The organism is Paenibacillus sedimenti (assembly GCF_014534655.1).
Classification (GTDB): domain Bacteria; phylum Bacillota; class Bacilli; order Paenibacillales; family NBRC-103111; genus Paenibacillus_E; species Paenibacillus_E sedimenti.
In genome coordinates this window covers 208,962-234,324 of sequence record NZ_JACVVD010000009.1, presented here as the reverse complement: position 1 = coordinate 234,324, position 25,363 = coordinate 208,962, and the positions used below count along the sequence as shown (strand labels likewise).

Below are 25,363 nucleotides of genomic sequence, written 5' to 3'. Positions count from 1 at the left end.
GTTTACAACAAATGATTTACGTAATAATATTATTTTACGATAACAATTGATTTGAGGAGGTCTGTCCTTATGAAGTTACTTATTTTAGGCGGTACGAAGTTCCTTGGAAGAGCGATTACCGAAGCAGCGTTGGAGCAAGGTCATGATATTACTTTATTCCACCGGGGTAAGCATGATCCCTCAGCATTTCCTCAGGTCGAGCATACCATTGGAGACCGTGAAAGCGAACTTGCTCGATTGCAAGGCCGACGTTGGGATGCCGTGATCGATACAAGCGGCTATGTCCCTCGAGTCGTAAGCGCGGCGACACAGTTGCTCAAAGATCAAGTTGATCACTATACGTTCATCTCCAGCGTATCGGTTTATGAAGACCTGCGGCAAATGAATGTGAACGAAAGTGCTCCAGTTGCCAGACTTGAAGATGAAAGTACGGAGGATGTTGCGCAGCATTACGGTGCGCTTAAAGCACTTTGCGAACAGGCAGTTGAAGCTGCGATGCCTGGTCGAACGCTGCACATCCGCCCAGGGCTCATCGTTGGACCTTTTGACTCATCTGATCGCTTCACCTATTGGCCTTCTCGGTTGAATCGGGGTGGGGAGGCGTTGGTACCTTTGCCGAAAGAACGCAACTTGCAATTCATTGACGTGAGAGATCTTGCCTCATGGATTGTACGGTTGGTGGAACAGAAGACGGTTGGCATCATACATGCCAGCGGCAGTAATTATTCGATGGAAGAGCTGGTCGAGACTTGCGGTCGGGCAACTGAAGTAAAGACAACGTGTACGTGGGTCTCAGAGTCTTTTTTAATCGCAGAGGAAGTTGGAGAGTGGTTGGAATTGCCGCTATGGATTCGAAGCGATAGCTTAGTAGGTATGTTTGGCGTAGATAATACCAAAGCTATAGCGTCAGGACTAACGACAAGACCGCTGCTCGAAACGGTGCAAGATACATTAAAGTGGGACCAGAGCCGCCCAACCGATGCGAAACGCAAGGCGGGCATGGAACCAACCCGCGAATCGGAGTTGCTTCGCCGTTGGCATGATCGGGTGTTGTAGGCTCAGAATGTAACATTGGGGTGAAGCGTGTACGATGAAAGATGAGCTTGGACGATGCCTTTTGCAAGAAAGACTGGACGAATCCGGAATGAATAAGGAAGACCTTGCGCGTGTACTAAAGTACAAACCGGAAAAGCTTCAAGATTTCATGGATAACAAGAGAGTTATGTCATTAAAAGCAGCTATCCATATCGCAGATGCAATAGGTTGTGATGTAAAGCAATTATATGAATGGAAGCCGATCCAATAAATTTTGCAAAATGTTTCAAAATTAACAGAATACATGGGCCAAACCGAATATAATGAAATATAACGATTATTGAACAAAGAGGTGAAGCCCATGTATGACTCCACAGATATTCAGAATAATAAAGCAATGGCTATTATCGCGTACATTTTGTTTTTCGTTCCGCTTCTAGCCGCCAAAGAATCTAAATTTGCCATGTACCACGCGAATCAAGGGTTAACGTTGTTTCTAACAGCAGTTCTGGCGAATATCGTACTCAGCATCATCCCGATCATTGGGTGGATTTTGCTGCCTATAGCGAATCTGGCGATTTGTGTACTCGCCATTCTTGGCATTATAGCTGCAGCGCAGGGGCAAGTGAAACCGTTGCCGATCATTGGCTCTTACACATTGTTGAAGTAGTTGATAGTGATAAGAAAGCAGGAAGCCTTAACATGAGGCTTCCTGCTTTTTTTATAAGAATCTGTCGGGTGACAAGAACATATATCCATAAGAAGTCGCTTAGCTGCGGCTTTTTTTATTTTAACGATATATGTTCTTGTCAAAAGCCAGTGACAAGAACATATATCGTTTCCCGATTAAGGACAAGAACATATATCGCTTCCGGCAGTTGAGAAGTGTTATTTATGCGGTACCATTGAGTATTGAGTATGGAAGGTTCTACTAGGATCTATTCTTAGTTTGAGTGGGAGTTTCCTGGATACGTTGGAAAAAGGCTGAAATCCGGTTGGGTTACAAGCGTACTAACGAAGAATCCTTCGGTAAACCGATCTGAATCATCGTATAGCATTGTAAAGAATAAAATCGAGCGCCACGCTTGATTTTATTTTTGTTTTTTTCACATCCAGTTTGCTGATCGTTCACTTAAATGTATAATGATTGTCTGAGGTGATAACAATGGCAAGATCCAAAGAATTTGAAGTTAATGAAGTACTGGATAAAGCAATACAACTGTTTTGGACACAAGGATATGAGAAAACTTCAATGCAGGAATTAGTTGATTTTATGGGCATTCATCGGAGAAGTATCTATGATACGTTTGGGGATAAGCATGCCTTGTTTATGAAAGCTCTCGAACGGTATGAAGCTAAGCAAACCCAAAAAATGAGATTTCTCGTTGAAAAGCAAAAGCCGGTCAAGGAATTAATTCGGGAAATGTTCCAATTGACATTGAGAAATGAAGGAGAGCCTCTGGGATGTTTACTTGTGAATTCGGGTGTGGAATTGGGCGTATTGGATCCGGAAGTTGCATCCTTGGTTGAGGAAAGTTATTCCAAGACTGAAGCGTTTTTGACTCAACTTCTTCAGGAAGGGCAGCAAACCGGTGAAATCAGGGCTAACCTTGAAACTAAAGTTATGTCTCACTTTTTAATGAATGCCTGGTTGGGACTACGGACATTGGTTAAGACCACGACGGATCAACAAAAGCTAAAGGATATTGTTGATACGACGCTGGCTGTATTAGATTGAACGTGATTACAACCAGTGTCATTTTTGAATACCATAACAATGCGGGCGAACAGCAGATAGAGCTGAAGGGGCAACCGAACACCCTTATTTGTTGCAATGATACAAGTTCTTGTCTTCCTCCAAGAAAAGAACTTGTATCCGGATCCTAAAAGAGAAGAACTTTGGGTATGATGGCCAGCGGGATCACTTTCTAGGCATAGGTAGAATTTAATCCTTTTAATAAATTCTTTACTGATCGTTCTAGAAATGGTATAGTAAAAGCAAGTTAGATCTAACTTTTTTTATTCTAATTAGAATGATCATTCTTCAATTATGTTACACAGATGAATCTGAACTTTTGGAGGAGAGATTAATATGAAGTACACCGTGATCACAGGAGCAAGCTCCGGCATTGGATATGAAACAGCATTGGCGTTTGCTGCACGTGGCAAAAACTTGATTTTGGTAGCCAGAAGATTGGACAAATTAGAAGAGCTTAAATCGAAGATCCAAAATAACCATCCTGACGTAGATGTTGTGATTCGTACAAGCGACCTGTCGGTTACGGATCAAGCCTATATACTGTATAACGATTTAAAGGAATATCAAATCGAGACATGGATTAATAATGCAGGGCTTGGTGAAGGCTCCTTCGTAGCCGAGCAGAAACTGCAAAAAGTCGAAACCATGTTACGCGTTAACATCGAATCCTTGACCATCCTTTCAACACTATATGTGCGAGATTATGCTGACGTAGAAGGTACTCAGTTAATTAACGTATCATCAGCACTCGGATATGTCATTGCTGTCGGTAGTGTTGCTTACTCTGCATCTAAATATTATGTGAGTGCCTTCACAGAAGGGCTTGCAAAAGAACTCGAACTGAAAGGCGCGAAAACAAAGGCAAAAATTCTAGCACCAGCCATAACGGAAACGGAATTCGTGAAAAAATCAATCGATGTCGAAGATTTTGATTACACAGCCAACTTGCCTAAGTACCATACTGCCAAGCAAATGGCGAGCTTCATGCTGGATCTTTTTGATAGCAACGAAGTGGTAGGGATCGTAGACCAGAACTATGATTTCAATTTGAGAGGGCCAATCTATCCGATCTTTGAAGGGCTGTAATATTTATTCGATTGATGGGATACATCATTTAAAAAGGGGAATATAGAAGAATGGAAAAATTGTGGAGTAAAACGAAAATCGGAAAAATGGAATTGCCTCATCGGTTAGCGATGGCACCAATGACACGTAGTAGAGCTCAAGAAGACGGTACGCCTGGAGAGGAGGCTTCCCTTTATTACGCCCAGCGCGCATCCATGGGACTTATTATTACAGAAGGTGCGCAACCTTCAGATGATGGTCAAGGTTACTTATGGTCTCCCGGGATCTATACGGAAAAGCATATTGAAGGGTGGAGAAAAGTTACAGATGCAGTGCATGGAGCAGGTGGGTATATGTATATCCAATTGATGCATGCCGGTCGTATGTCGCACCCCGACAATACACCCCATCATGGACAACCCGTTGCACCTTCCCCCATCGCGCCAGGTGTAGAAATGTTTACTGTTACAGGCATGCAGGATATCCCCGTACCACGTGAGTTAAGTAAAGAAGATATTCAAACGACCATTGCAGACTTCCGCAGAGCGGCTGCGGCAGCTATTGCAGCAGGAGCTGATGGTGTTGAAATTCATGGAGCTAACGGTTATCTGATTAATCAATTTATCGGGGAAAGTTCGAATACGCGGACGGATGAATATGGCGGATCTATAGAAAATCGTGCTCGATTCGCCATTGAAGTAGCAAGAGCCATCGTTGATGAGATTGGAGCCGAAAGAACTGGCTTCCGTATATCGCCAGGGACCCCTCTTGGGGGAATTCAAGATGGTGAACAAGGTCCTGAACTTTACCGTTACCTGGTGCAAGAATTAGCTCAATTGGATTTAGCTTACCTTCATATTATGCACCTCGGAAATGAAGAACTGCTCCGAGACATTCGTTCCCTCTGGACGAATCCATTGTTAGTTAATCGGGCTGAACGGGCACTGGAAGATCTTAGCGCTGACATAGATAGTGGTCTTGCAGATCTCGTACCCGTCGGTGTATGGTCATTAGCTAATCCGGATTTAGTGGAACGACTTCAAAAAGGTGCGCCATTGAATGAAGCGGATCCGACAACATTCTTTGGTCACGGAAGCAAGGGATATACGGATTACCCTACGATAAATGAATTAGCTTCTCAAGAAAGGTAACAATAGGTATAGATAAAAATGGCGTACAACTGAAAATTGTACGCCATACATCTTCCGCGAGCACTGATTATGCATAGAAAGAGGATTAACATGAGAGCAGCGCAAATGCACAAGTATTCAAAAAAAATACAACTGGAACTGAATGAGGTGGAAATACCGGTAATCAAAAGCGATGAGGTTCTCATTAACGTAAAAGCTGCGGGTGTAAATCCATTAGATATTCTAATTATAAATGGCAGTGTTCGGATGATTTCTGATTATGAGTTCCCATTAACTTTAGGAAATGAACTATCCGGCGTTATTGAAGCCGTAGGAAAAGAGGTTGTAAATTTCCGTGTGGGTGATCACGTTTATACGCGATTGCCGATAAACCAAATTGGAGCTTTTGCGGAATACGCAGCGGTGAAGGAAGAGGCTATAGCCATCATGCCTGAAAATCTTTCGTTTACTGAAGCAGCGGCTGTACCCCTAACTGCTTTAACGGCATATCAAGCCTTACATGATATGCTTCATGCTCAGCCCAATAAAAAGCTGTTTATTCCTGGAGGAACCGGAGGCTTTGGTGCAATGGCAATTCCTATCGCCAAATCCATGGGTTTGTATGTCATTACAAGCGGCAGCGAAAGAGGCAGATCACGTACCCTGTCGATTGGCGCAGACCAATTCATCAATTATAAAGAAGAGAACTATGCTGACGTTCTATCCGACATTGATTATGTGATCGACACCTTGGGAACCAAAGAGATCAAAGCCGAAATGGGTATTCTAAAACCTCAAGGGAAATTGGTATCCTTGAAAGCTGCGCCAAATTATCACTTTGCGGCTGAACGGAATTTTCCATTATGGAAAAGACTATTGTTTGGCTTAGTTGGGTCCCGCATTGATTCTTTGGCACGCAAGCATCAAATTGAATATCGTTTTATATTCGTGCAGGCCAATGGCAGTCAGTTACAAGAGGTCACTAATCTTGTTGAACAAGAAAACATCAAGCCCTCAATAGACTCCGTTTATCATTTTAATGACATTAACAAGGCATTGGTTAAAGTCTCTACTGGCCATTCGCAAGGCAAAGTAATTGTAACGTTCTAAGCCAAGCTCTCGTAGCTGGATTTCCGATGACAGAGACATATACCTTTTAGAAAAGCGACATATTTTTTTCGTTTTATTAGAATGATCATTCCCTAATTTTCAGTCTCTCCGTGCGTGCCCTGGCCCAAGAAAACAAGAAACGGCTATATCAAGCAATTACAACTTAGCTCGAAGTCTTCGCAGCTGAGCACGTGTAAATGAACTCGTTTGGTTTAGTTTGCAAATCCAGGTAGCTGGAAACGTTACAATATGATTTAAACATAACATTTAAATATGAGGTGGGATACCAGAATGAGAAAGACGGTTCTTATCACAGGGGTTTCCGGTGGGATCGGTAAAGAATTAGCTGATCGGTTTGCCAAGGGCGGACATAATATAGTGCTGGTGGCTCGCAGCGAGAGTAAAATAGTGGAACTCGCACAGGAATATCGAAAAAAATACGGCATTCAGGCAACGGTCATCGCCAAGGATGTGGCGGCACCAGGGGTACCCGAGGAAATCTTCACTGAGCTCAAGGAGAAGGGGATTACCGTTGACTATTTGGTCAACAATGCTGGTTTCGGTTTGTTTGGGACATTTATGGAAACAGATATGGAGCAAGAAGTGAATATGATTGACATTAATATCAAGGCTCTGACGGTTATGACGAAGCTATTCTTGCCGGATATGATAAAACGCGGGCAAGGTGGAGTGATGAATGTAGCTTCCTTGGTGGGTTTCTTCCCAGGACCGATGATGTCTGTTTACTATGCGACGAAGGCGTACGTGTTGTCGTTCACCGAAGCTTTGGCGAACGAAGTGAGCGGAACAGGCGTGACTGTAACCGCATTATGCCCGGGGCTGACGTCAACCGGCTTTGTTGATCGTTCGGGTATGGGCGCCTCGAAAATGTTGAAGGGCGCGATCATGGAAGCTGGACAGGTGGCTGAAGAAGGGTATCGAGGCTTCTTGCGTGGCAAGACATTAATTATGCCCGGTGCCCGCAACCGTTTCATTGCGTTTATGCCGCGGTTGCTGCCTCGTATGATGATGACTAGATTAATTAGAAGCTCACAGGATAGGACGGAGCATTGATTCGAACGGGAAACGTTAAACAAAACAGTCCTCAAACGTGATTTATCCTTACGTTGGATGACACAATTCCACATAGACTAAATAGTCGTACTACGAATAAAGATCATCAAAGGTAAAGGAGCATACCCAATGAGGGCTGTACAAATCTCTCGGTATTCCAAAAAATTAACTGCATAGATCAATACAATTTCTATTCCTACAATCAAAACAACGCAGATTTTGATTAAGACTAAGGTAGCTGGGGTTGATCCACACCTTATCTTGGCGATTACCGGCAAAGTTAAGTTGTTTGATCGTTATGACTTTCCGTTGACACTGGGCAACGAGTTGGCCGGCGTTGTGGTTGAAGTTGGTTCCGATGTCATGGATTTGAAAGTTGGTGATAAGGTGTACACCATGCCACCGCTAGATACGATGGGAGCTTTTGCTGAATATGTAGCCGTAGATGCTGCGATCGTGGCTAAAATGCCAGCCAATCTCTCCTTTAAAGAAGCGGCGGCCGTGCCACTGTCTGCTCTAACGATCGTTCAGTCTCTAGCTATTTTAGATGCTAAACAAGGGGGGAAATTATTTATCTCTGGTGGTACGGGAGGCTTTAGTCAGATTGCCGTTCCTTATGCAAAGTCACGAGGGCTGTTCGTCACCATTAGTGGAAGCGGGTCCGCACGTGCCTTGGCTCAAAGACTCGGGGCAGATGAGTTTGTCGACTATACAACACAAGACCATGTTTACATGCTGACAGATTATGATTACGTTATTGATACCCGAGGAGCCAGCGAAATTCATAAACAAATGAAGATACTGAAGCCTGGTGGAAAATTAGTGTCGTTAAACGCAGGTCCCAACGCCCGTTATGCTAATCAAATCCCAGAACTAGCAACGACGAAAAAAATTCTATTCAGGCTACTGGGAGCACCTTTAGATGGTATCGCTAAATGGCAAAGGAAAAGTTATGACTTCATATACGTGCAGCCGAATGGACAACAATTAGCTGCAATTACCAAGTATTTTGAAAAAACCAACATTTATCCAGTGATTGATTCCGAGTACTCCTTTGACGAAGCGAATGCCGCGATTGCTAAGATTGCAACGGGGCATAGCCTAGGGAAAGTTATACTGATAGATGATGAAGAATGAATAACTTTTTTTGAACACTGGGACGCGATTAACTTGTAACGTTTTTTTCGAGAGAAAGAAGAAGTTCCGGAACAAGAAACGGCTGAACCTGATTTTTCAATGGTGAAATCAGCAAACCCTGAAGATCGGAGTGCTTTTAAAGATTATGGCAACAGAAATCCGGCCAACGATATATGTTCTTGTCCTTTAACGATACATGTTCTTGTTATCTGACATGTCGCGAAAGCACCTATGTTTGTGTCGTCGACGGAATCGCTGTATTTTTGTCCAAATTTTGATCAACGTGTGAATAAAATATGAACAAAATCGTGAAATTGTGTTATACTAATCATATTAAAGCACTTACATTGATGTTTGGAGTGATTCTCATGGCGACAAGAACAGTAACGACGAGCAGTACAGAGCACAGCGAGCGCGATGTGATGCCATTGGTGAAGATGATGACGGCGGCAGCATGGTTATTGTTGGGCATTGGGTTAATATTAAGCTTATTGAATATAAATCATTTTAGCGATCGCAACACTTCCCTGATGGTGGGTATCGGGTTCATGGTAGGCAGCGTCCACATTTATTTGATTAGAACCGCTATTCATTTGGTGCACTCTCGCATGATTGCGTCGAAAGAAGAATAATGTAAGGTAACTATACGAAAACCAGTCCTTTAAGTGAATAACTTAAAGGATTTTTTGTGTTTTCATACATTTTCATATTAGTCAACAAACGTTCTGTGACATTTGTTTTACAGGTTAACGTCGATCCTTTGACGTATTTGTTAAGTCCTGTATGTGCCAGTGTACTTTTAATATGAATTTGCTATCTTGAGTATAGATACGAATTCTTCAGTAAAATTGAATACTTACTTTCGGAGATGTATGGATGGGGAGGATCAGTATGGTGAGAAAGAAAAAGTTTGTACAAGCTGCGTTATCTCTAATGGCGATAGCCATGATCGTGCTGTTGACCGGTTGCGGCGACCAGGCGATGGTGCTGGATCCTAAAGGACCGGTAGGGGCAGGTCAAAGAGATTTGATCGTGATTGCGTCTGTTTTGTGCGGCATTATTTTGGTACCAGTGCTGGCACTGACAGCATGGATTGTATGGCGCTATCGGGATCAAGACGGCAATAAAGCTTCATATCGCCCGAATTGGTCGCACAGCAATACATTAGAAGCTATTTGGTGGGGCATTCCCATCGTCGTCATTCTTATACTTGGTGTGATTACGGTCAGGTACACCTATGCGCTAGAGCCTTCCAAGGTCATTCAATCCGACAAAAAACCAGTTACCGTGCAAGTAACATCCCTTGACTGGAAATGGCTGTTCACATACCCTGAGCAGGGCATTGCTACGGTTAATTATTTGCAAATACCAGAAGATACACCGATTAAATTCGAGCTGACATCCGATGCGCCGATGAACTCCTTCTGGATTCCACAGTTGGGCGGACAAATCTATACGATGTCCGGCATGGCGATGACTCTGTATTTGCAAGCCGATGAGATCGGGCATTATTTCGGAACGGGAGCGAACTTCAGCGGTGAGCATTTCGCGGATATGACCTTTGATGTGAATGCGACATCGCAAGCGGACTTTGATAGTTGGGTGGCAAAGACGAAACAATCTCCTCAAAAGCTAACGATGGAAAGTTATGAGGCGTTAGCGAAACCCGGCAAATCGCTGGTACAGTCTTTCTCCTCATTCCCTGAGGGATTGTTCCAATATATTGTGACCAAATATGCTAACGGCCAGATGACACATGGTGGTCATGGCGGACACGGAGCAACGGATAATGCTCAGAAGTCGAAAGAACAAGTTATGGATGAGGTTAAGAAGCCTCAACAGCCTGACCATAATGCTCCATTGGATCATGGTTCTACGCACAGTCATTAATAGAAGTCTTTTTGAAAGGAAGTCATGCTCATGCTGGATACAATCAAACAATTTGCATCCGAGTTTTTTGTTACGGGCGATCCGTTGATTCTAGGTGCTCAAGTAAGCATTGGACTCGCCATGGTTGCGATGGTATTCGTGCTCACCTATTTCCGAAAATGGGGATGGCTCTGGCGCGAATGGTTAACAAGTGTCGATCATAAACGGATTGGCATCATGTACATCATTTGTTCGATTCTAATGCTCTTCCGCGGCGGTGTGGATGCTCTGCTAATGCGTTTGCAGCTCGCCATGCCGGAAACGCAATTCTTGCAAGCGGAACATTATAATCAAATTTTTACAACCCATGGCGTAATTATGATTCTTTTCATGGCGATGCCGCTCATGTTCGGCTTATTCAACATCGTTGTGCCCTTGCAAATTGGCGCTCGCGACGTAGCATATCCGTTCTTGAACTCTCTTAGTTTTTGGCTGTTCTTCTGGGGTGCGATGCTGTTCAACGTATCCTTCGTCATCGGCGGATCACCGGATGCCGGTTGGCTGTCGTACCCGCCGCTATCGGAAATGTCGCATAGCCCGGGAGTCGGTCAAAACTTCTATATCTGGGGCATTCAAATTTCCGGTATCGGCAGTTTGGCGACAGGGATTAACTTCATCGTAACCATCTTAAAAATGCGGACACCGGGCATGAGTCTGATGAAAATGCCGATGTTCACCTGGTCAGTTTTTTCTAGCTGTATTATGATTATTTTCGCTTTCCCTATTTTAACGGTTACCTTGGCACTGCTGTTCTTGGATCGATTCCTCGGGGCGCATTTCTTCACCTTGGATAGTGGAGGCAATCCGATGATGTATATCAACCTGATTTGGATGTGGGGACATCCTGAGGTCTACATCGTTGTCGTACCGGCATTCGGGATATTCTCCGAAATTGTGGCGACGTTCTCGAAGAAAAAATTGTTCGGATACAAATCCATGGTTTTCGCAATGCTGATCATTAGCTTGCTCTCGTTCTTCACGTGGGCACATCATTTCTTTACAATGGGTTCAGGCGCGGATGTCAATGCGTTCTTCGCGCTATCGACGATGGCGATTGCGATTCCGACCGGGGTGAAAGTGTTCAACTGGCTGTTCACCATGTTCAGGGGACGGATCAGGTTCTCGACGCCGATGATGTGGACGATCGCCTTTATTCCTTGCTTCGTCATCGGCGGGATGACAGGTGTATTATTATCTATTGCTCCGGCTGACTTCCAGTTCCACAACAGCTACTTCCTGATCGCGCATTTCCACCAAGTGCTAATCGGTGGGGTCGCATTCGGATACTTTGCCGGCTTGTATTACTGGTGGCCAAAAATGTTCGGGTTCAAGTTGAACGAACACCTCGGCAAATGGGCTTTTTGGACGTGGAACATCGGTTTCTACGTATGTTTCATGCCGCAATATTTCTTGGGCTTAGATGGAATGACTCGCCGTACCTACACATACGGCTGGGATATGGGCTGGGGTCCTCTTAACCTTGTCTCCACCGTTGGGGGATTCCTTATGGGGATCGGGTTCATTTTCCAAGTATGGCAAATTGCTCACAGTATTAAGTTTAGAGAACGCGATGTGACGGGCGATCCTTGGGATGGCCGCACGCTTGAATGGTCGATTCCATCACCGGCTCCAATTTATAACTTTGCCGTTCTCCCAGAAGTCAAAGATGTAGACCATTGGTGGGATCAAAAGCAAAAACTTGGCGCCGCGGGTGCTAGGAAAGCGCCTGTGCATTATGAACCGATTCATATGCCGAAAAATTCAGCCATTCCGTTTATAATGTCGGCCCTGTGGTTTTTTGCAGGCTTCGGCTTCGTCTGGAATTGGATGTGGCTCGCAATTCCTTCAATGATTGGTATTGCCATCTGTATGCTTGCTCGTTCATTCTCCTATGACACGGACTACTATATTCCGGTTGATGAAATCAAACAAACCGAAGCTGCATGGAAGGGGGCGAACGTTTAATGGCACATGCTGCTGCTCATACTGAACATCATGGGCATGATCATGAACATGATCACGAGTCGCTCAAGACGTTCGGATTCTGGATTTTCCTGATTACAGACTGTATTTTATTCGGCACTTTATTTGCCACATACATGGTTTTGCACCAGAACACGAATGGCGGACCGACGCCGGAAGAGTTATTCAAGATGCCCGGTATTATCGCCGAAACGTTTATCTTGCTGACAAGCAGCTTTACAAGCGGTCTGGCAGTATTAGGCATGCACAAAGGCAACGTAAAGCAGCTGATCGGCTGGTTGGCCGTAACCGTATTGCTCGGGGCAGCATTCATCGGGCTTGAGGTAACGGAGTTTGTCACCATGGTCGTTCATGAGAACGCAACAATTAGCACAAGCGCTTTTCTCTCAGCATTCTTCACGCTTGTTGGCACGCACGGCTTGCACGTTTCTGTCGGGTTAGTATGGATGATCGGCTTGATCTTTCAATTAAACCGCCGAGGCATTACGGCTGTAACAAAGCGAAAAGTTGAAGTGATCTCGCTGTACTGGCATTTTCTTGACGTGGTTTGGATCTTCGTCTTTACGGTTGTTTATTTGATGGGGGTGATGTAGGATGGGTCAATCGAAGGCTGGATCTCATGAATCACATGTATCGCATGGATCGCTGAAGTCATATATCATTGGATTCGTCCTGTCCATCGTCTTGACGATTATTCCGCTGGTTGTCGTCATGAATCATATGCTCGGCAAAATTGGAACGCTGATCTTGATTCTGCTGATGGCGGTGCTGCAATTCGTTGTTCAGCTGTTTTTCTTCATGCATGTGAAGGAAGGCGAGAACGCGCGTTGGAACATTATGGCACTCATCTTTGGTCTGGTTATTCTGGTGACGATTGTCGCCGGTTCGATCTGGATTATGACTTACAACCAGGTTGCGCACTAAATAGTCATCTAATATGATTCACTGAAAGCTGTTGGCACGAGTTGTGTCAGCAGCTTTTTGCAGTTTGACGGGTTCGTTAAATTTTATTTCACGGAACGTATGATCTTATGGTACTATTTGGTGAGACTCCAATAGAGGTGATTTCATATCATGACTGAACAATTCAAGACGCAAACTATCGAGCTGGCTTTTTATAAAGATGAGTATCGTGAGGCACTCGAAAACTATTATTTAACAGAAGAGCAATTACAGTTTACAGCTTCGCCAACGCTGGCGCTGGAAATGTGCATGAGTGACAAGGATCGACATCCAATCGTTATTTTAACCGCAAATCATCCAAGCGGATTTTTCGTTCTGCATACGGGGGAGAACATAAGCCCTTTTACTACCAATCCAAGAGCGATTTTGCTAAGGGCTTTCTCAATAAACCATGAGCATCAAGGTAAAGGGTATGCCAAACAAGTATTACGCATGTTGCCGGAATTTGTTCAGGAACAATATCGTGAAGCGGATGAGATTGTTTTGGCCGTCAATGATACTAATTCTTTAGCTAGAAGGCTTTACGAGAAATCAGGCTTTATAGATAAAGGGAATCGCAGGCAATTAGATATGGGGGAACAAATAATATTACATTATTCATTGGTTTAATCAGGTTGCATAATCCGATCATAAATGGAGAAAGTCTTGCGGAACCAAGGTTCCCAAGACTTTTTTTATTAACAGAGATTCTTATTGCCTTGGCGCTGCTTTGATTCCTGTTTTTCGTGTTGAACAGCCTGGTCCCCGAATTGATCCAATCGAGACGGGCTGCTGGAAGGGCCATTGTTCTTCGGCTTGTTATTCCTGCCACTCATATTCATCACCTCCACCGGTTCAGCTTTTGCTAATTGGCTCGGATTCATGCGTAAGGCAACAAAACAGTTGTCAACGACTAATCTGCATGATACATTATGTATCAGAGGTACAAAACGTATCATTTAACACGCTTTTGGACGAGCCATACTTGAAGATCGGAGAGGAGCCGAATGATTCGACGTAACCAACGATTTCGCAACCATCTCGATGAGAATCTCATCAACCTGAATAAGAATTTGTTCATAAGTCCATCTGATCCGCAATATTACGAGAAAGTTATCCGTTACCTGGACTCCAACTCGCCTGAAGCGCATTATAAGCTGGGGCAAAAATTTGAACTGCTGGGAAACCGAAAAAGGGCGCTTTTTCATTATAAGGAAGCTCTGAAAACATATCCGTCTCCGTTCTACTCCGCTGCCAACCGCGCCATTCATAACATGGAACAGGAGTCGGCCGCTGCGATCGCTCAGGATGAGACAGCTGCATATGCAGAGCCGCGTAAACAGCTGCTGTCGCCGTTTATGAAAACGCTGTTAATCGTTTTGTTCGTTCTCAATTTATTGCTGGTCATCTTGTTCTTTGGGGATCAATCTATTTACAAAACGATATCTTCATTAAAAGAATGGGGAGTGGGGACGGATATTACGTATGAGACAGTGGATGTGCCTTATGTGATGTATTTGCAGCCGGATGTGAAAAAGGATGCAATTGAATCGGCACTGCATAAGCAAGCTTTAGAGCTGGCCAAAGATATGCCCGAGCATAATATCATCATCTATGGCGTTCTGTCGAGTGACGTAAGAGATCGGGGGAAGACGCTTCTGCTGACGAATGATGAGATGACGAAGAGCGCTATTGTCATCGCTCAGTATCATCCTGCTTCGGATCGTACCGTCAAAATCCGTTTTATGAATGGAAAAAACGACAAGCACCAACCGCTTAGTGCGATTGGTGCTAATTTAGTTAGAACAGCTTTGGATGCTTACCGCAAAGATTTTGGCGTGAATCCAGCCAGTCTGGATTTGCTCGTACAAGACTATCCAAACAATTATTTAAGTTTTATACCAATGGAAGCTTCGTCAGGCGCTAATCAAGTATATACCCAATTTGATGGAAATGGGGGATGGGTCTACAATCCTTCCGAGAAGGAATTGGACCAAATGTTCTACCCGAACGTTGATGGGGCAGAAGCGGTTCCTTATGAGCCTCTATATATTGCGATTAATAAAGATGAGCATCATCTGAGGCTGGTTAGCGGAACTCATCTGTTGTGGGACAAAGAAGTCGGATTAGGTGCGAATGAAAGCACGCCGGTTGGTGATTTCATTGTGCAAGACCGGGTGATGCATCCAACCGGTAAACGTCAGCAAAGCTACGGCGATGCCGGATTGGGGTTGGGAGCGATTGCCCTCCACGGAACGCTGGATGAAAGCTCGATCGGCAACGATAAATCTTCGGGCTGTGTTCGATTAACGAATGAGGACATTATGCAGTTGTTCGCGTTCGTACCCAAAGGAACGGAGGTTCAGATAGCTGCATCCAGCTGGGAGCCTATTGAGCTAAACCATGTAAAAGACGCACAATCAATGATCCCGCACTCTCTTCCGAATATAGATCAAACCCCAGAACATATTATTTTTCATTGGTTAGGTTGACTTCGTGTCACAAACAAAAGCGGGATTTCGTCTTAAGGTTGAAGCCCAAAATAATGAGCTAATCTGAGGAGGAAACCCAATGACATTAAGAATGGATTATAAGAAAGAATTCCCTGAAGCTTTTCAAGCCATGCTTAGGCTGGAGAAATTTGTGGCAGAAAGCGGCATTGATCATACGCTGCTGGAGCTGATCAAACTGCGCGCTTCCCAAATTAACGGCTGTGCTTTCTGCCTGAATATGCATGCGCAAGACGCACGGTCGCAAGGCGAGTCCGAGCAACGCATTTACTTGTTGAATGCTTGGCGGGAAGCGCCATACTATACCGATGCGGAGCGGGCAGCCTTAGCCCTTACCGAGGCGGTAACCCGAATTTCAGAAGCCGGCGTTCCGCAAGCAATTTATGACGAAGCCCGGCGTCATTTTGACGGTAAACAATTCACGGCTATTCTCATGGCGATTAATACCATTAATTGTTGGAATCGACTTGCGATCACGACAGGCATGATGCCTAACTAATTTAAGCAGCTGCGTGCTATTGGGACGAAAAAGTCCTGATGCCGCAGCTGCTTTTTAGTTAACTACATTAAATTCTCTGGATTCAGCTTCTCCAGTTCAGGAATCACGAAGCGGCCGTCTTTGCGAATCAGCACATCGTCAAAATATATTTCGCCGCCGCCATATTCAGGGCGTTGAATAAGAACCATATCCCAATGTACGGATGAACGGTTCGTGTTGTCGGCGGTTTCATATGCTTGACCAGGCGTGAAATGGATGCTGCCGTCAATTTTTTCATCAAATAAAATATCTTTCATCGGATGCTTGATATACGGATTCACACCAATTGCAAATTCACCTATGTAACGTGCCCCAGCGTCTGTATCCAGAATATCGTTCAGCTTCTTCGTATCATTGCTGGTTGCTTCAACAATTTGACCATTCTCGAATCGGAGAACGACATTCTCAAACGAAGTTCCGGAATAGATGGAAGGTGTGTTGTAGCTGATAACACCGTTCACAGAGTTTTTCACCGGTGCGGTATACACTTCACCGTCAGGAATGTTTCTGCGGCCTGAGCAAGGCACAGCGCCAATTCCCTTGATCGAGAAGGCGAGATCTGTTCCCGGGGATACAAGACGAACGCGATCGGTGCGATTCATCAGATCGACTAGCGACTCCATGGCATCGGCCATTTTACCATAGTCGAGATTACATACATTAAAGTAGAAATCCTCGAAAGCTTCAGTGCTTGTACTGGCCAGCTGTGCCATCGAAGCGTTCGGATAGCGCATGACGCACCATTTGGTATTATTGATACGTTCGTCGAATAATGGGCGCTGGAAGTGCTTCAGGTATAATTTCATTTGTTCATCAGGAACATCGGAGGTCTCAGTAATGTTATCCCCGCTTCGCACCGCGACGTAAGCATCCATCTGCTTCATGCGAACCATTTCAAACTCAGACCATGCTTTGAACATATCCTCGGATCCTCCCATTTGCAAACTTCTCAGAATGGCAGGCTCACGAAGCTCGATGAACGGTTTTCCGCCTACCGCATACACTTCTTCAATGAAGCATTTAGCAAGCTCAGGGTCTTTGACGCCGATCATTTCGATCAATATCTTCTCACCGGGCTGAAGGCTCACGGAATAGCGGATAATGTTGCGTGCGAACGTCTGTAGTCTTGGATCTCTCATACGGAAATTCTCCCTCATTTGAATATAGTTACTATCAAAGTATATCGTATTCTAAGGCTCTAAGCGAATGGATGCGGCATTTCGTAGAATGAACAGGGGTATGCTAAAATGTAAATCGGTGTAGACCAACACAACTAGAGGAGGACTTCATGGCCAGAGATCAAATCAAAGTTCCATTCGGGTATGAGCCGCCTGCGCAAGCTCGCAAGGGAACCATTCTTCTCTTCGAAACTTTCGAGGATTGGACAGAAGCGGATATCGATGCCTTAGTCTCTTGGGCGAACGAGCGGAAGTTCGCTCGAGCGATTTTTTATCCGCAGCATGAAGAAACGCTCCGCAGAATGGGTATTCCATGCGAAGAGCCTTATTATGCGCGAGTGAAACATTTGGAGAGCATGCTAAAGCAGACGCTGCCAACAGCTTTGGAGCCGGATGTCGATGCTTGGGAAGGAAAGCGAAAGAAATATACCCCGCTTGATACATCGCTTAATTTTCTTACAGATAAGTACCCAGGTCCTTATTTTATTGCGATGAGCGACCGGTATGTCAATTTGTTCGTGACCTATCCATCATTCAAGGAGTGGATCAAGAAAGCGCGGCTGTTCGTGTTCAATCGATTTGGCGTCCCTCTCCAAGAGAAGCTGCACGAATACTCGGAGCGATGGGAAGTCGTAGAATTCACGAATGGCTCTTAATCAACCCATCACAAGCGGCAGACTCTCGATCCTGATTCTGGTCGTCATTGTAGCAGGGATGAGCCAGGGGATGCTGCTTCCGCTGTTGACCATTCTGCTCGATCGCTCGGGTGTATCCGCAGACGCTAACGGCGTCAATGCCGCGGCGCTGTACATCGGTATCTTCTCTACGATGTTTTTTATCGAGAAGCCTGTGAGGCGCTTCGGCTACAGGCCTGTTATTACCATGGGCATGGTGCTGGTCATCATAGCGACGTGCCTATTTCCGGCCTTTCAGCACATGGGCTTCTGGTTTATATTGCGTTTACTCGTTGGTGTGGGTGATAGCGCCTTACATTATGCGACCCAGCTTTGGATCGTATCCTCCAGCCCGAAAGAACATAGGGGGCGCAATATTACGCTATATGGGATGGCATATGGGCTGGGCTTCAGTCTCGGGCCTATCGGCATTAATTTTTTGAAAGCCGGTTTATGGGCCCCATTCCTGATGACCAGCTGTTTTTATCTCATTGTTCTCGCGCTCATGCAAAGACTTGGGAATGAGCGTCCGGAGCAAGGGGAGAGAGTGGAAGCCGTACATAAACGAGCTACCAGAGTGTTCGCTTTAGCCTGGTTTCCATTAATACCATCGCTGCTTTATGGATACATGGAGTCAACCATGAACAGTAACTTTCCGCTCTACGGACTTCGCGCAGGTCTTACAGAGTCGGATATTGGGCTGCTGCTGCCGGTTATCGGTATTGGAAGCCTCGTCTTGCAGCTGCCGCTTGGCATTTGGAGCGACCGGATTGGGCGCAAAAACATTCTGATGGCAGCAGGGCTCATCGGAGCCGTCGCTTTCCTAAGTGTTCCACTGGCAGGCAGCAACCTGTGGCTGATCGGCATCCTTTTTGCGGTAGCAGGGGGCATGGTAGGCTCGTTCTTCTCCCTGGGATTAGCCTATGCGGCTGATATTCTTCCCAGGCATCTGCTGCCAACAGCCAATGTCATCGGTTCTATCCAATACAGCTTAGGCAGCATCGCAGGGCCATTAATCGGCGGGCTCAGCATTCGTTATATTAGCGCTGAAAGCATTTTTTACTTCCTCGGCTTCTTTTATCTCTTATTCGCACTTTCCGGTTTTGGTTTTGGGCGCATCGCGGCATGGAAAAAGACACTCGAACCCTAAATCAGGGAATGAGTGTCTTTTATTGTTGCTGTATTAGCCGATTTCATAGCTTGCCGCACGATCTGTCATATAACGTTCCGTTAGAATGGTCAGCATCGAAATACCGATCTCATTTTCGCCGCCCTCGGGAATGATAATGTCCGCATATTTCTTGGAAGGCTCAATAAAGGCGTCATGCATCGGTTTGACCGTCGTCAAATATTGGTCGAATACCGATTGCAGCGTACGGCCGCGTTCATTGATATCGCGTGAAAGCCGGCGTAAAATCCTGACGTCAGGATCCGTATCTACGAAAACCTTAATGTTCAAGGCGCTGCGCAGTTCTTCGTCGGTTAATACATGAATGCCCTCAATCAGAACAATCGGCTTCACTTCGATCCGAATAGTCTCTGAAGATCTGGCATGCTGGGAGAAATCGTAGACCGGAATATCAACCGAACGGCCATTCCTTAACTCTGTTAAATGTTGCAAGAGAAGGGCGTTCTCGAATGCATTCGGATGATCGTAATTAATGCGTTCCCGTTCTTCAAAAGTAAGACCGCTATGATGAAGATAATAATTATCCTGCGAAATTAATGTCACGTTCGTAGATCCGAGCTTATTCATAATCGATCGAGCGACAGTCGTCTTTCCTGATCCGGTGCCTCCGGCTATACCAATAACAAGCATGAAATGTAGTGCCTCCCCAAGTAACTTGAAACTCATACCGAATAGTTTAACACATTGTTTATAATGAAAAAAGCGATCGCTCTACGATCGCTTCCCTCATCCGTAACTATCCATAACTCATTACCGAATTTGCCGCGGTGTATGGAATTTCTCTGTATTAAAGTCAATGTCCTGGGAAGCTTGCGTCAACTGTTCGAGCGTTTGTTGAATTTGCTGACCGTATTGCTCATTATTGAAGGTCTGCAGTTGACTTTGCGCGTCGGCAACCTGCCGCTTCGCTTGCACGAGCGCTGCCTGAGAGGATTGAATCGCCTGCGGGTCGGCTTGCGTCATCGCGGCTTGCAGCTTGTGCTCCGCTTTCTGAGCGAGCAGAATCGCTTGCTCTGCCGCTTCCAAAGCGTGTCTGACCGGCTCTTGATGTTGTCTGGTGTCTGTCATTGAATGGAGTTCCTCCTGTAGGGGATTAAGTATGCGCTGAGTTTGTTTCGACTTTACTACATTGCTCCAATTCAGGGGAAATCATTCCTGTAGCGGGAAATTGATTTTATTTCCTGGGCAAGCGCAAAATGTGAGGGAACTTTATGGATTTCGACAACAATTGTCAGATTATTCCGAAGAAAGGAACAACTCAAACTTTTCGGCCAATAAAACCTGATATTCCCAAAATAAAGATGGACAAACTTTACAAATCTTTTTAAGCTAGAGTTGATCGCTTTTTTTTGACATGATTAGACATTATATGGCTTGTTAGGGGATGAAAAAGATGAACATATTCAAAAGCTTATGCGCGATCGCGGCCACTGCGATGCTGCTTTCCGGGTGCGGAACTGCCAAATCAAATTCGACAACGGTCCCATCTTATATACCTACATTAGAAGTAAGCGCGAATGTTAACGGAGATTCGGCAACGCTGCAAATTACGACCGATCTGATTCTGTCTAAGCAGCATAAGGACCAAGCTCGTCAACAAGGCGAGGGACATATTCATTACTCTTTGGACGGAGGAGAGAAGCAGGTTCTTACCGACAAGCAGGAAGTGTTGGAACACCTGAGCAAGGGCTCTCATAGCGTTAAACTTTCCTTACATAACAACGATCATACACCTTACGAAGTAAGTAAGACGATCAGTTTCGAAGTAAAATAGGAGATCCCATCTGATGCCAGTTATGACCAAGAAGCTAAGCCTGCAGCAAAGAATCGTTCTCCTTGTCACCAGCGTGACTGTCGTAATGTTGTCGACGATGATGGCGTTTGACACTTTTAGTTTGAACCAATCGATTCGGCAAGCCTATGTAAGCCAGATCAGCGGTATGACAATAGCCATTAATGGACGTTATGAGGAGTCCCGCTCGATTAGCGATGTCCAGCAAATTTTTGACTATATACACTTTAAGAATAACCGTGTTCTCGCCATGAAGCTGTATAATAAACAAGGGGTGATTCTTGCCTCATCCAAACGTGCCGAAGTTGGCAAAACGCTCAAGAGTTATAAAGTGCTCATCCCGGGGCTGGATCAGACCATTGTCGATCGGCTGCCGATGGAGGAAAACGACAAACCGGTGGTTCGACTAACAGCCCCTCTACAAGAAGATGGCGCGGTGGTTGGCGCGGTAGAAGTGATTTTCGATTCTTCTGAAGAAACGGCGCTTCTTAAGAACCGGACAACGCTGATCTTCATTGTCGGCATTAGTGTTGCTGTCATCTTATCCATACTGTTATGGTTAATTTTACACCGGATCGTCATCGGTCCTTTGAAAAGACTGCGAGAAGCGGCTGTCATCGTGAAGCAGGGAGGAGAGCTTCCCAAGCTGGAATTCAAGGCTTCACCGGAAATTGAAGACGTATCAGACGCTTTTAACGATATGGTCAATAACCTCGAGGATAGATATCAGGAGCTTCAAGACGTACTGAATACGCTTCAACGCACACAAGACAAGCTTATACAGTCTGAGAAAATGGGGGCGCTCGGCGGTCTTGTCGCCGGTGTCTCGCATGAGATCAACACGCCGATTGGGATCGGGGTGACGGCGGTCTCGTACTTGGATCAAAAGACGAAGCAATTCCAAACCTTATTTGAAACGGGCAAAATGAAGAAATCGGACTTGGAGCTCTTTATGTCCGTCGTCCAGGAGACGAACGCCATGGTGCAGTCCAACTTGGAACGTGCCTCCTCGCTGGTACGCAGCTTCAAACAAATTTCCGTCGACCAAAGCGTCGAGGTGAAGCGTTCTTTTCAAACGAAGGAATATTTGGAGGGCATTATCTTAAGCTTGAAACCAACGCTCAAGAAAACGAAGCTTCGTGTCCACGTGGACTGCGACGATTCTCTGATTCTTTATACATATCCTGGAGCGTTATCGCAGATTATTACGAATTTGGTGATGAATTCGTTGAATCATGCTTACGCACCTGATGAGGAAGGGAATCTGAGCTTGCGCGTCATTGATCATGAGGATCGAATTACCCTCGCATACACCGATGATGGCAAAGGGATGAATCAAGAGGTGCTGGAGCAAATCTTTGATCCTTTCTTCACAACCAGCCGCGGAAAGGGAGGGACAGGGCTCGGCATGAATATCGTGTACAACCTGGTTACCCAAACGCTTGGCGGAACGATAAGTTGTTCCAGCGCCCTTGGAAAGGGCAGCCTGTTCGAAATAGAAATTCCGAAAGAGGAGGAAGAAGGGCAATGACTTTGAATGACCAAGACGAGCTGCTTTTTGCCGATGAAGATGATGCGGATTCCATCATAGAGGCAGATCGCGATCAAGAGCCATGGATCGTCCTTATCATTGACGATGAGAAGCAGATCCATCAAGTAACCAAAATGGTTCTGCAGGATTTTGAATTTGATGGTAAGAAGCTGGAATTTCACAGCGCTTATTCCGCGTTTGAAGCGAAGCAGCTTTTGAATAATCAGCCGAATGCCGCTTTGATATTATTAGATGTTGTCATGGAGCAGGATGATGCCGGACTTCACATTGTAAAGTACATACGCGAAGAGTTGAAAAATAGCGCCATTCGCATCATTTTGCGTACAGGACAACCTGGACAAGCGCCTGAGCGGACGGTCATCATGGATTATGATATTAACGATTATAAAGAAAAGACGGAATTAACCACGCAGAAACTGTTCACTACGGTCGTTACGGCATTACGGTCTTATCGGGATATAAGAACTATTGAGAAGAGCCGCTCCGGCTTAGAAGAAATTATTAAGTCGTCAGCTACCTTATTTGAGCTGCAATCAATGAAAAAATTCGCCTCCGGGGTGCTTACGCAGATGACGTCGATCGTCAATTTGCATAAAAATGCCATTCACTGCAGCTTCGCCGTGACAAAAGGCGTAGAGGATATTTATATCCTCGCCGCCAGCGGTGATTACGCATCGAGCAGCGATCAGAGAGCACGCGATGTTGTGCCCGCAACGATGCTTGAGGAGATCGAGCAAGCGTTTCATACGAAAAAAAGCTCATTCGCACCGGATCGTTTCGTCATTTATTTCCAGAGTAAAATGGGCATGGAAAATGTCATTTATATGAACGGCTTCAAATCGCTCAGCGAGTGGGAGCACTATCTGATCGATATTTATTGCACGAATGTCTCCGTCGCGTTCGAGAACATTTACTTGAATGATGAACTGGAAAGTACGCAGAAAGAAATCATTTATACAATGGGTGAAATTACGGAGACACGCTCGCAGGAAACAGGTCATCATGTGAAAAGGGTGGCGGAATATTCACGACTGCTCGCACTCAAGTATGGGTTATCCGAACAAGAAGCAGAGGTTGTCCGTCTTGCGTCGCCGATGCATGATGTGGGCAAAGTCGGCATACCTGACGCCATTCTGAACAAACCGGGTAAGCTGACTGATGAAGAATTCGATATCATGAAAACTCATTCCAACCTTGGTTACGAGATGTTAAAACATTCGAATAAGCAGGTGCTGAATGCAGCAGCCATTATCGCGCAGCAGCATCATGAGAAGTATGACGGAACCGGTTACCCGCGGGGTCTCCGGGGGGAAGAGATTCATATTTACGGTCGCATCACAGCGCTTGCGGATGTTTTCGATGCCTTATGTAGTGATCGTGTCTATAAGAAGGCATGGGAACTGGAACGGGTCTTGGATTTGCTGCAAACCGAGCGCGGACGACACTTTGATCCTGAGATTGTAGATCTGTTTATGGCGAATCTGAATGAATTCCTCGTGATCAAAGAGGTATTTAAGGAGCAGCGCTAGTTCCGGAGAGCTGGGATAAAATGCAAACCACCTTCTCATACTATGAGTGAGATGATGGAGGTGAAAGCCATGCCCAAAAATAGCGCCGATCCCAAAAAGGACCGTGCAGATAACCGAGCAGATAGTAAAAACAATCAGCAGAATAATGATAATTTCATGGAAGAAGTTGAGACGCTAACTAGCGATACAGCTGCTGATTACGTCCCAAGCTTAAATCGCATTCCTAAAAATGAAGTTTGAGTAACAACTTGGCTGCTTAACCGTCGTTCCATGACGGGGGAGCGGCCTTTTTCATTAGAGGCGTTTCAATTTTTTTACATTTCCTGTATGCTAGAAATGGACTTAGAGTTAGATAGAAAGAAGGTGTCCCCATGGAAGGCATCGGACTCGTACTGGAGGGCGGGGGTATGCGTGGCGTATACACCGCGGGAGTTTTAGAATACTTTATGGAGCAAGACTGGTATTTTCCTTATGTAGTTGGCGTATCGGCCGGAGCTTGCAACGCAGTTTCGTATATTTCCAAACAGCCGGGGCGCAACAAAAAAGTTACCATTGGGTATATCGGTGATAAGCGATACTTAAGCTATCGTAATTTGGTTCGGTATAAAAGTATTTTTGGCATGGATTTCATCTTCAAAGAGCTGCCGAATGTGTTGGTGCCGTTCGACTATGAGGCATTCTATAAATCACCGCAGCAATTTGCGATTGGTACGACCGATGCCCATACCGGCGAACCGGTGTACTATACGAAGCATCAGTTAATGGAACAAACGATGCCGATCGTGCAAGCCTCGAGCTCTCTGCCTTTTGTCGCGACGCCGATCCGCTATGAAGGCAGAACGTTGTTTGACGGCGGTTTAGTGGATCCGATACCGGTGCAAAAGTCAGTCGTGGACGGCAATAAAAAGCATGTCATCGTACTGACCAAAGAGCAAGGGTACCGAAAGCGTCCATTCAAGCAAAGATGGCTGGCGAAGAGCTTTTACCCGCAGTATGACGGTCTCGTGAATGTGCTCGTCAATCGCAGCGAAATTTATAACGGAACGCTTGAAACGATTAGGAGAATGGAGCAAGACGGCAGCGCATTCGTTATTCGTCCTTCAGAGACAGTGGTCGTTGGCCGCATGGAGAAGGATCCTATGAAATTGGAAGCCTTGCATGAGCTCGGTTACAAGGATGCGAAGCGGATGGGGCTGCGGATGAAAGAATGGTTGCTGGCTTAAGGATCTCTTACATT

At 45.3% G+C, this 25,363-nt stretch carries 28 protein-coding genes; 24 read left to right on the top strand and 4 right to left on the bottom strand.

Annotated elements, in window-relative coordinates:
* The first annotated feature begins 69 nt into the window (after positions 1-69).
* The 15 genes from ICC18_RS23330 to ICC18_RS23260 all read left to right on the top strand — a co-directional run bounded on the left by ICC18_RS23330 (position 70) and on the right by ICC18_RS23260 (position 13,794).
* Positions 70-1,056 (top strand): NAD-dependent epimerase/dehydratase family protein, encoded by a 987-nt coding sequence (locus ICC18_RS23330; RefSeq protein ID WP_188176848.1) that lies wholly within the window; start codon positions 70-72, stop codon positions 1,054-1,056.
* Positions 1,057-1,090: 34 nt separating this feature from the next.
* Positions 1,091-1,306 (top strand): helix-turn-helix domain-containing protein, encoded by a 216-nt coding sequence (locus tag ICC18_RS23325; RefSeq protein WP_188176847.1) that lies wholly within the window; start codon positions 1,091-1,093, stop codon positions 1,304-1,306.
* A gap of 90 nt (positions 1,307-1,396) precedes the next feature.
* A complete protein-coding gene (locus tag ICC18_RS23320) occupies positions 1,397-1,705 on the top strand; it encodes a DUF4870 domain-containing protein (protein WP_188176846.1) in 309 nt (102 codons plus the stop codon).
* Positions 1,706-2,200: 495 nt separating this feature from the next.
* Positions 2,201-2,773: a TetR/AcrR family transcriptional regulator gene (locus ICC18_RS23315; RefSeq protein WP_188176845.1), complete on the top strand. Its 573-nt coding sequence runs from the start codon at positions 2,201-2,203 to the stop codon at positions 2,771-2,773.
* Positions 2,774-3,127: 354 nt separating this feature from the next.
* Complete coding sequence (locus tag ICC18_RS23310; protein WP_188176844.1) at positions 3,128-3,880, top strand: SDR family NAD(P)-dependent oxidoreductase; 753 nt, start codon at positions 3,128-3,130, stop codon at positions 3,878-3,880.
* Positions 3,881-3,930: 50 nt separating this feature from the next.
* Positions 3,931-5,010 (top strand): alkene reductase, encoded by a 1,080-nt coding sequence (locus ICC18_RS23305; RefSeq protein ID WP_188176843.1) that lies wholly within the window; start codon positions 3,931-3,933, stop codon positions 5,008-5,010.
* A gap of 90 nt (positions 5,011-5,100) precedes the next feature.
* On the top strand, positions 5,101-6,099 hold the full coding sequence (locus ICC18_RS23300; RefSeq protein WP_188176842.1) for an NADP-dependent oxidoreductase: 999 nt from the start codon (positions 5,101-5,103) through the stop codon (positions 6,097-6,099).
* Between the two features lie 291 nt (positions 6,100-6,390).
* Positions 6,391-7,173 (top strand): SDR family NAD(P)-dependent oxidoreductase, encoded by a 783-nt coding sequence (locus ICC18_RS23295; RefSeq protein WP_188176841.1) that lies wholly within the window; start codon positions 6,391-6,393, stop codon positions 7,171-7,173.
* Between the two features lie 219 nt (positions 7,174-7,392).
* Positions 7,393-8,310 (top strand): NADP-dependent oxidoreductase, encoded by a 918-nt coding sequence (locus tag ICC18_RS23290; protein ID WP_223192799.1) that lies wholly within the window; start codon positions 7,393-7,395, stop codon positions 8,308-8,310.
* Between the two features lie 368 nt (positions 8,311-8,678).
* The gene (locus tag ICC18_RS23285; RefSeq protein ID WP_188176840.1) at positions 8,679-8,942 is read left to right on the top strand and encodes a hypothetical protein; all 264 of its coding nucleotides are present in this window, start codon (positions 8,679-8,681) and stop codon (positions 8,940-8,942) included.
* Between the two features lie 259 nt (positions 8,943-9,201).
* Entirely contained in the window at positions 9,202-10,200 is a 999-nt protein-coding gene (gene cyoA / locus ICC18_RS23280; RefSeq protein WP_188176839.1) for a ubiquinol oxidase subunit II, read from the top strand.
* 30 nt (positions 10,201-10,230) lie between these two features.
* Positions 10,231-12,204 carry a cbb3-type cytochrome c oxidase subunit I gene (locus ICC18_RS23275; RefSeq protein WP_188176838.1) on the top strand — a complete coding sequence of 658 codons (1,974 nt, stop codon included), beginning with the start codon at positions 10,231-10,233 and terminating at the stop codon, positions 12,202-12,204.
* The gene (gene cyoC, locus ICC18_RS23270; protein WP_188176837.1) at positions 12,204-12,815 is read left to right on the top strand and encodes a cytochrome o ubiquinol oxidase subunit III; all 612 of its coding nucleotides are present in this window, start codon (positions 12,204-12,206) and stop codon (positions 12,813-12,815) included. The genes ICC18_RS23275 and cyoC overlap by 1 nt, the downstream gene beginning before the upstream one ends.
* 1 nt (position 12,816) lies before the next feature.
* On the top strand, positions 12,817-13,146 hold the full coding sequence (gene cyoD / locus ICC18_RS23265; RefSeq protein WP_188176836.1) for a cytochrome o ubiquinol oxidase subunit IV: 330 nt from the start codon (positions 12,817-12,819) through the stop codon (positions 13,144-13,146).
* A 150-nt stretch (positions 13,147-13,296) separates the two neighbouring features.
* Entirely contained in the window at positions 13,297-13,794 is a 498-nt protein-coding gene (locus ICC18_RS23260; RefSeq protein ID WP_188176835.1) for a GNAT family N-acetyltransferase, read from the top strand.
* Positions 13,795-13,862: 68 nt separating this feature from the next.
* On the opposite strand, the gene ICC18_RS23255 is transcribed toward ICC18_RS23260, so the two are convergent.
* Positions 13,863-14,000: a hypothetical protein gene (locus ICC18_RS23255; protein WP_188176834.1), complete on the bottom strand. Its 138-nt coding sequence runs from the start codon at positions 13,998-14,000 to the stop codon at positions 13,863-13,865.
* Between the two features lie 171 nt (positions 14,001-14,171).
* Between ICC18_RS23255 and ICC18_RS23250 the strand changes: the two genes are divergently transcribed.
* Complete coding sequence (locus tag ICC18_RS23250; protein ID WP_188176833.1) at positions 14,172-15,656, top strand: L,D-transpeptidase family protein; 1,485 nt, start codon at positions 14,172-14,174, stop codon at positions 15,654-15,656.
* A 79-nt stretch (positions 15,657-15,735) separates the two neighbouring features.
* Complete coding sequence (locus ICC18_RS23245; protein ID WP_188176832.1) at positions 15,736-16,173, top strand: carboxymuconolactone decarboxylase family protein; 438 nt, start codon at positions 15,736-15,738, stop codon at positions 16,171-16,173.
* A 62-nt stretch (positions 16,174-16,235) separates the two neighbouring features.
* Here the strand turns inward: ICC18_RS23245 and ICC18_RS23240 are convergent, their stop codons facing one another.
* Positions 16,236-17,351 carry an aminopeptidase gene (locus tag ICC18_RS23240; protein WP_188176831.1) on the bottom strand — a complete coding sequence of 372 codons (1,116 nt, stop codon included), beginning with the start codon at positions 17,349-17,351 and terminating at the stop codon, positions 16,236-16,238.
* A gap of 149 nt (positions 17,352-17,500) precedes the next feature.
* Between ICC18_RS23240 and ICC18_RS23235 the strand changes: the two genes are divergently transcribed.
* Together ICC18_RS23235 and ICC18_RS23230 are read left to right on the top strand one after the other, a co-directional pair.
* The gene (locus tag ICC18_RS23235; RefSeq protein ID WP_188176830.1) at positions 17,501-18,046 is read left to right on the top strand and encodes a nucleotidyl transferase family protein; all 546 of its coding nucleotides are present in this window, start codon (positions 17,501-17,503) and stop codon (positions 18,044-18,046) included.
* Positions 18,036-19,214, top strand: a complete 1,179-nt coding sequence (locus ICC18_RS23230) for an MFS transporter (RefSeq protein WP_188176829.1) — start codon at positions 18,036-18,038, stop codon at positions 19,212-19,214. The genes ICC18_RS23235 and ICC18_RS23230 overlap by 11 nt, the downstream gene beginning before the upstream one ends.
* 33 nt (positions 19,215-19,247) lie before the next feature.
* Here the strand turns inward: ICC18_RS23230 and udk are convergent, their stop codons facing one another.
* Positions 19,248-19,883: a uridine kinase gene (gene udk / locus ICC18_RS23225; protein ID WP_188176828.1), complete on the bottom strand. Its 636-nt coding sequence runs from the start codon at positions 19,881-19,883 to the stop codon at positions 19,248-19,250.
* A 120-nt stretch (positions 19,884-20,003) separates the two neighbouring features.
* Positions 20,004-20,321 carry a hypothetical protein gene (locus ICC18_RS23220; protein WP_188176827.1) on the bottom strand — a complete coding sequence of 106 codons (318 nt, stop codon included), beginning with the start codon at positions 20,319-20,321 and terminating at the stop codon, positions 20,004-20,006.
* A gap of 325 nt (positions 20,322-20,646) precedes the next feature.
* On the opposite strand from ICC18_RS23220, the gene ICC18_RS23215 reads away from it, so the two are divergent.
* The 5 genes from ICC18_RS23215 (at position 20,647) to ICC18_RS23195 (ending at position 25,349) form a co-directional block, all read left to right on the top strand.
* Entirely contained in the window at positions 20,647-21,027 is a 381-nt protein-coding gene (locus tag ICC18_RS23215) for a hypothetical protein (protein WP_188176826.1), read from the top strand.
* Positions 21,028-21,040: 13 nt separating this feature from the next.
* A complete protein-coding gene (locus tag ICC18_RS23210) occupies positions 21,041-22,576 on the top strand; it encodes a sensor histidine kinase (protein ID WP_188176825.1) in 1,536 nt (511 codons plus the stop codon).
* Positions 22,573-24,126, top strand: a complete 1,554-nt coding sequence (locus ICC18_RS23205; protein ID WP_188176824.1) for a DUF3369 domain-containing protein — start codon at positions 22,573-22,575, stop codon at positions 24,124-24,126. The genes ICC18_RS23210 and ICC18_RS23205 overlap by 4 nt, the downstream gene beginning before the upstream one ends.
* 69 nt (positions 24,127-24,195) lie before the next feature.
* Complete coding sequence (locus ICC18_RS23200; protein WP_188176823.1) at positions 24,196-24,366, top strand: hypothetical protein; 171 nt, start codon at positions 24,196-24,198, stop codon at positions 24,364-24,366.
* A gap of 131 nt (positions 24,367-24,497) precedes the next feature.
* Positions 24,498-25,349 (top strand): patatin-like phospholipase family protein, encoded by an 852-nt coding sequence (locus ICC18_RS23195; RefSeq protein WP_188176822.1) that lies wholly within the window; start codon positions 24,498-24,500, stop codon positions 25,347-25,349.
* The last annotated feature ends 14 nt before the right edge of the window (positions 25,350-25,363 follow it).

Excerpts from the sequence above, each read along its gene's own strand:
- ICC18_RS23220 (WP_188176827.1), bottom strand. The coding sequence starts at position 20,321 with ATGACAGACACCAGACAACATCAAGAGCCGGTCAGACACGCTTTGGAA.
- ICC18_RS23235 (WP_188176830.1), top strand. The coding sequence starts at position 17,501 with ATGGCCAGAGATCAAATCAAAGTTCCATTCGGGTATGAGCCGCCTGCG.
- ICC18_RS23230 (WP_188176829.1), top strand. The coding sequence starts at position 18,036 with ATGGCTCTTAATCAACCCATCACAAGCGGCAGACTCTCGATCCTGATT.
- ICC18_RS23250 (WP_188176833.1), top strand. The coding sequence starts at position 14,172 with ATGATTCGACGTAACCAACGATTTCGCAACCATCTCGATGAGAATCTC.
- ICC18_RS23255 (WP_188176834.1), bottom strand. The coding sequence starts at position 14,000 with ATGAGTGGCAGGAATAACAAGCCGAAGAACAATGGCCCTTCCAGCAGC.
- cyoC (WP_188176837.1), top strand. The coding sequence starts at position 12,204 with ATGGCACATGCTGCTGCTCATACTGAACATCATGGGCATGATCATGAA.
- ICC18_RS23260 (WP_188176835.1), top strand. The coding sequence starts at position 13,297 with ATGACTGAACAATTCAAGACGCAAACTATCGAGCTGGCTTTTTATAAA.
- ICC18_RS23330 (WP_188176848.1), top strand. The coding sequence starts at position 70 with ATGAAGTTACTTATTTTAGGCGGTACGAAGTTCCTTGGAAGAGCGATT.
- ICC18_RS23200 (WP_188176823.1), top strand. The coding sequence starts at position 24,196 with ATGCCCAAAAATAGCGCCGATCCCAAAAAGGACCGTGCAGATAACCGA.
- cyoA (WP_188176839.1), top strand. The coding sequence starts at position 9,202 with ATGGTGAGAAAGAAAAAGTTTGTACAAGCTGCGTTATCTCTAATGGCG.
- udk (WP_188176828.1), bottom strand. The coding sequence starts at position 19,883 with ATGCTTGTTATTGGTATAGCCGGAGGCACCGGATCAGGAAAGACGACT.
- cyoD (WP_188176836.1), top strand. The coding sequence starts at position 12,817 with ATGGGTCAATCGAAGGCTGGATCTCATGAATCACATGTATCGCATGGA.
- ICC18_RS23275 (WP_188176838.1), top strand. The coding sequence starts at position 10,231 with ATGCTGGATACAATCAAACAATTTGCATCCGAGTTTTTTGTTACGGGC.
- ICC18_RS23195 (WP_188176822.1), top strand. The coding sequence starts at position 24,498 with ATGGAAGGCATCGGACTCGTACTGGAGGGCGGGGGTATGCGTGGCGTA.
- ICC18_RS23205 (WP_188176824.1), top strand. The coding sequence starts at position 22,573 with ATGACTTTGAATGACCAAGACGAGCTGCTTTTTGCCGATGAAGATGAT.
- ICC18_RS23325 (WP_188176847.1), top strand. The coding sequence starts at position 1,091 with ATGAAAGATGAGCTTGGACGATGCCTTTTGCAAGAAAGACTGGACGAA.
- ICC18_RS23295 (WP_188176841.1), top strand. The coding sequence starts at position 6,391 with ATGAGAAAGACGGTTCTTATCACAGGGGTTTCCGGTGGGATCGGTAAA.
- ICC18_RS23240 (WP_188176831.1), bottom strand. The coding sequence starts at position 17,351 with ATGAGAGATCCAAGACTACAGACGTTCGCACGCAACATTATCCGCTAT.
- ICC18_RS23320 (WP_188176846.1), top strand. The coding sequence starts at position 1,397 with ATGTATGACTCCACAGATATTCAGAATAATAAAGCAATGGCTATTATC.
- ICC18_RS23210 (WP_188176825.1), top strand. The coding sequence starts at position 21,041 with ATGCCAGTTATGACCAAGAAGCTAAGCCTGCAGCAAAGAATCGTTCTC.
- ICC18_RS23285 (WP_188176840.1), top strand. The coding sequence starts at position 8,679 with ATGGCGACAAGAACAGTAACGACGAGCAGTACAGAGCACAGCGAGCGC.
- ICC18_RS23310 (WP_188176844.1), top strand. The coding sequence starts at position 3,128 with ATGAAGTACACCGTGATCACAGGAGCAAGCTCCGGCATTGGATATGAA.
- ICC18_RS23305 (WP_188176843.1), top strand. The coding sequence starts at position 3,931 with ATGGAAAAATTGTGGAGTAAAACGAAAATCGGAAAAATGGAATTGCCT.
- ICC18_RS23300 (WP_188176842.1), top strand. The coding sequence starts at position 5,101 with ATGAGAGCAGCGCAAATGCACAAGTATTCAAAAAAAATACAACTGGAA.
- ICC18_RS23315 (WP_188176845.1), top strand. The coding sequence starts at position 2,201 with ATGGCAAGATCCAAAGAATTTGAAGTTAATGAAGTACTGGATAAAGCA.
- ICC18_RS23245 (WP_188176832.1), top strand. The coding sequence starts at position 15,736 with ATGACATTAAGAATGGATTATAAGAAAGAATTCCCTGAAGCTTTTCAA.
- ICC18_RS23215 (WP_188176826.1), top strand. The coding sequence starts at position 20,647 with ATGAACATATTCAAAAGCTTATGCGCGATCGCGGCCACTGCGATGCTG.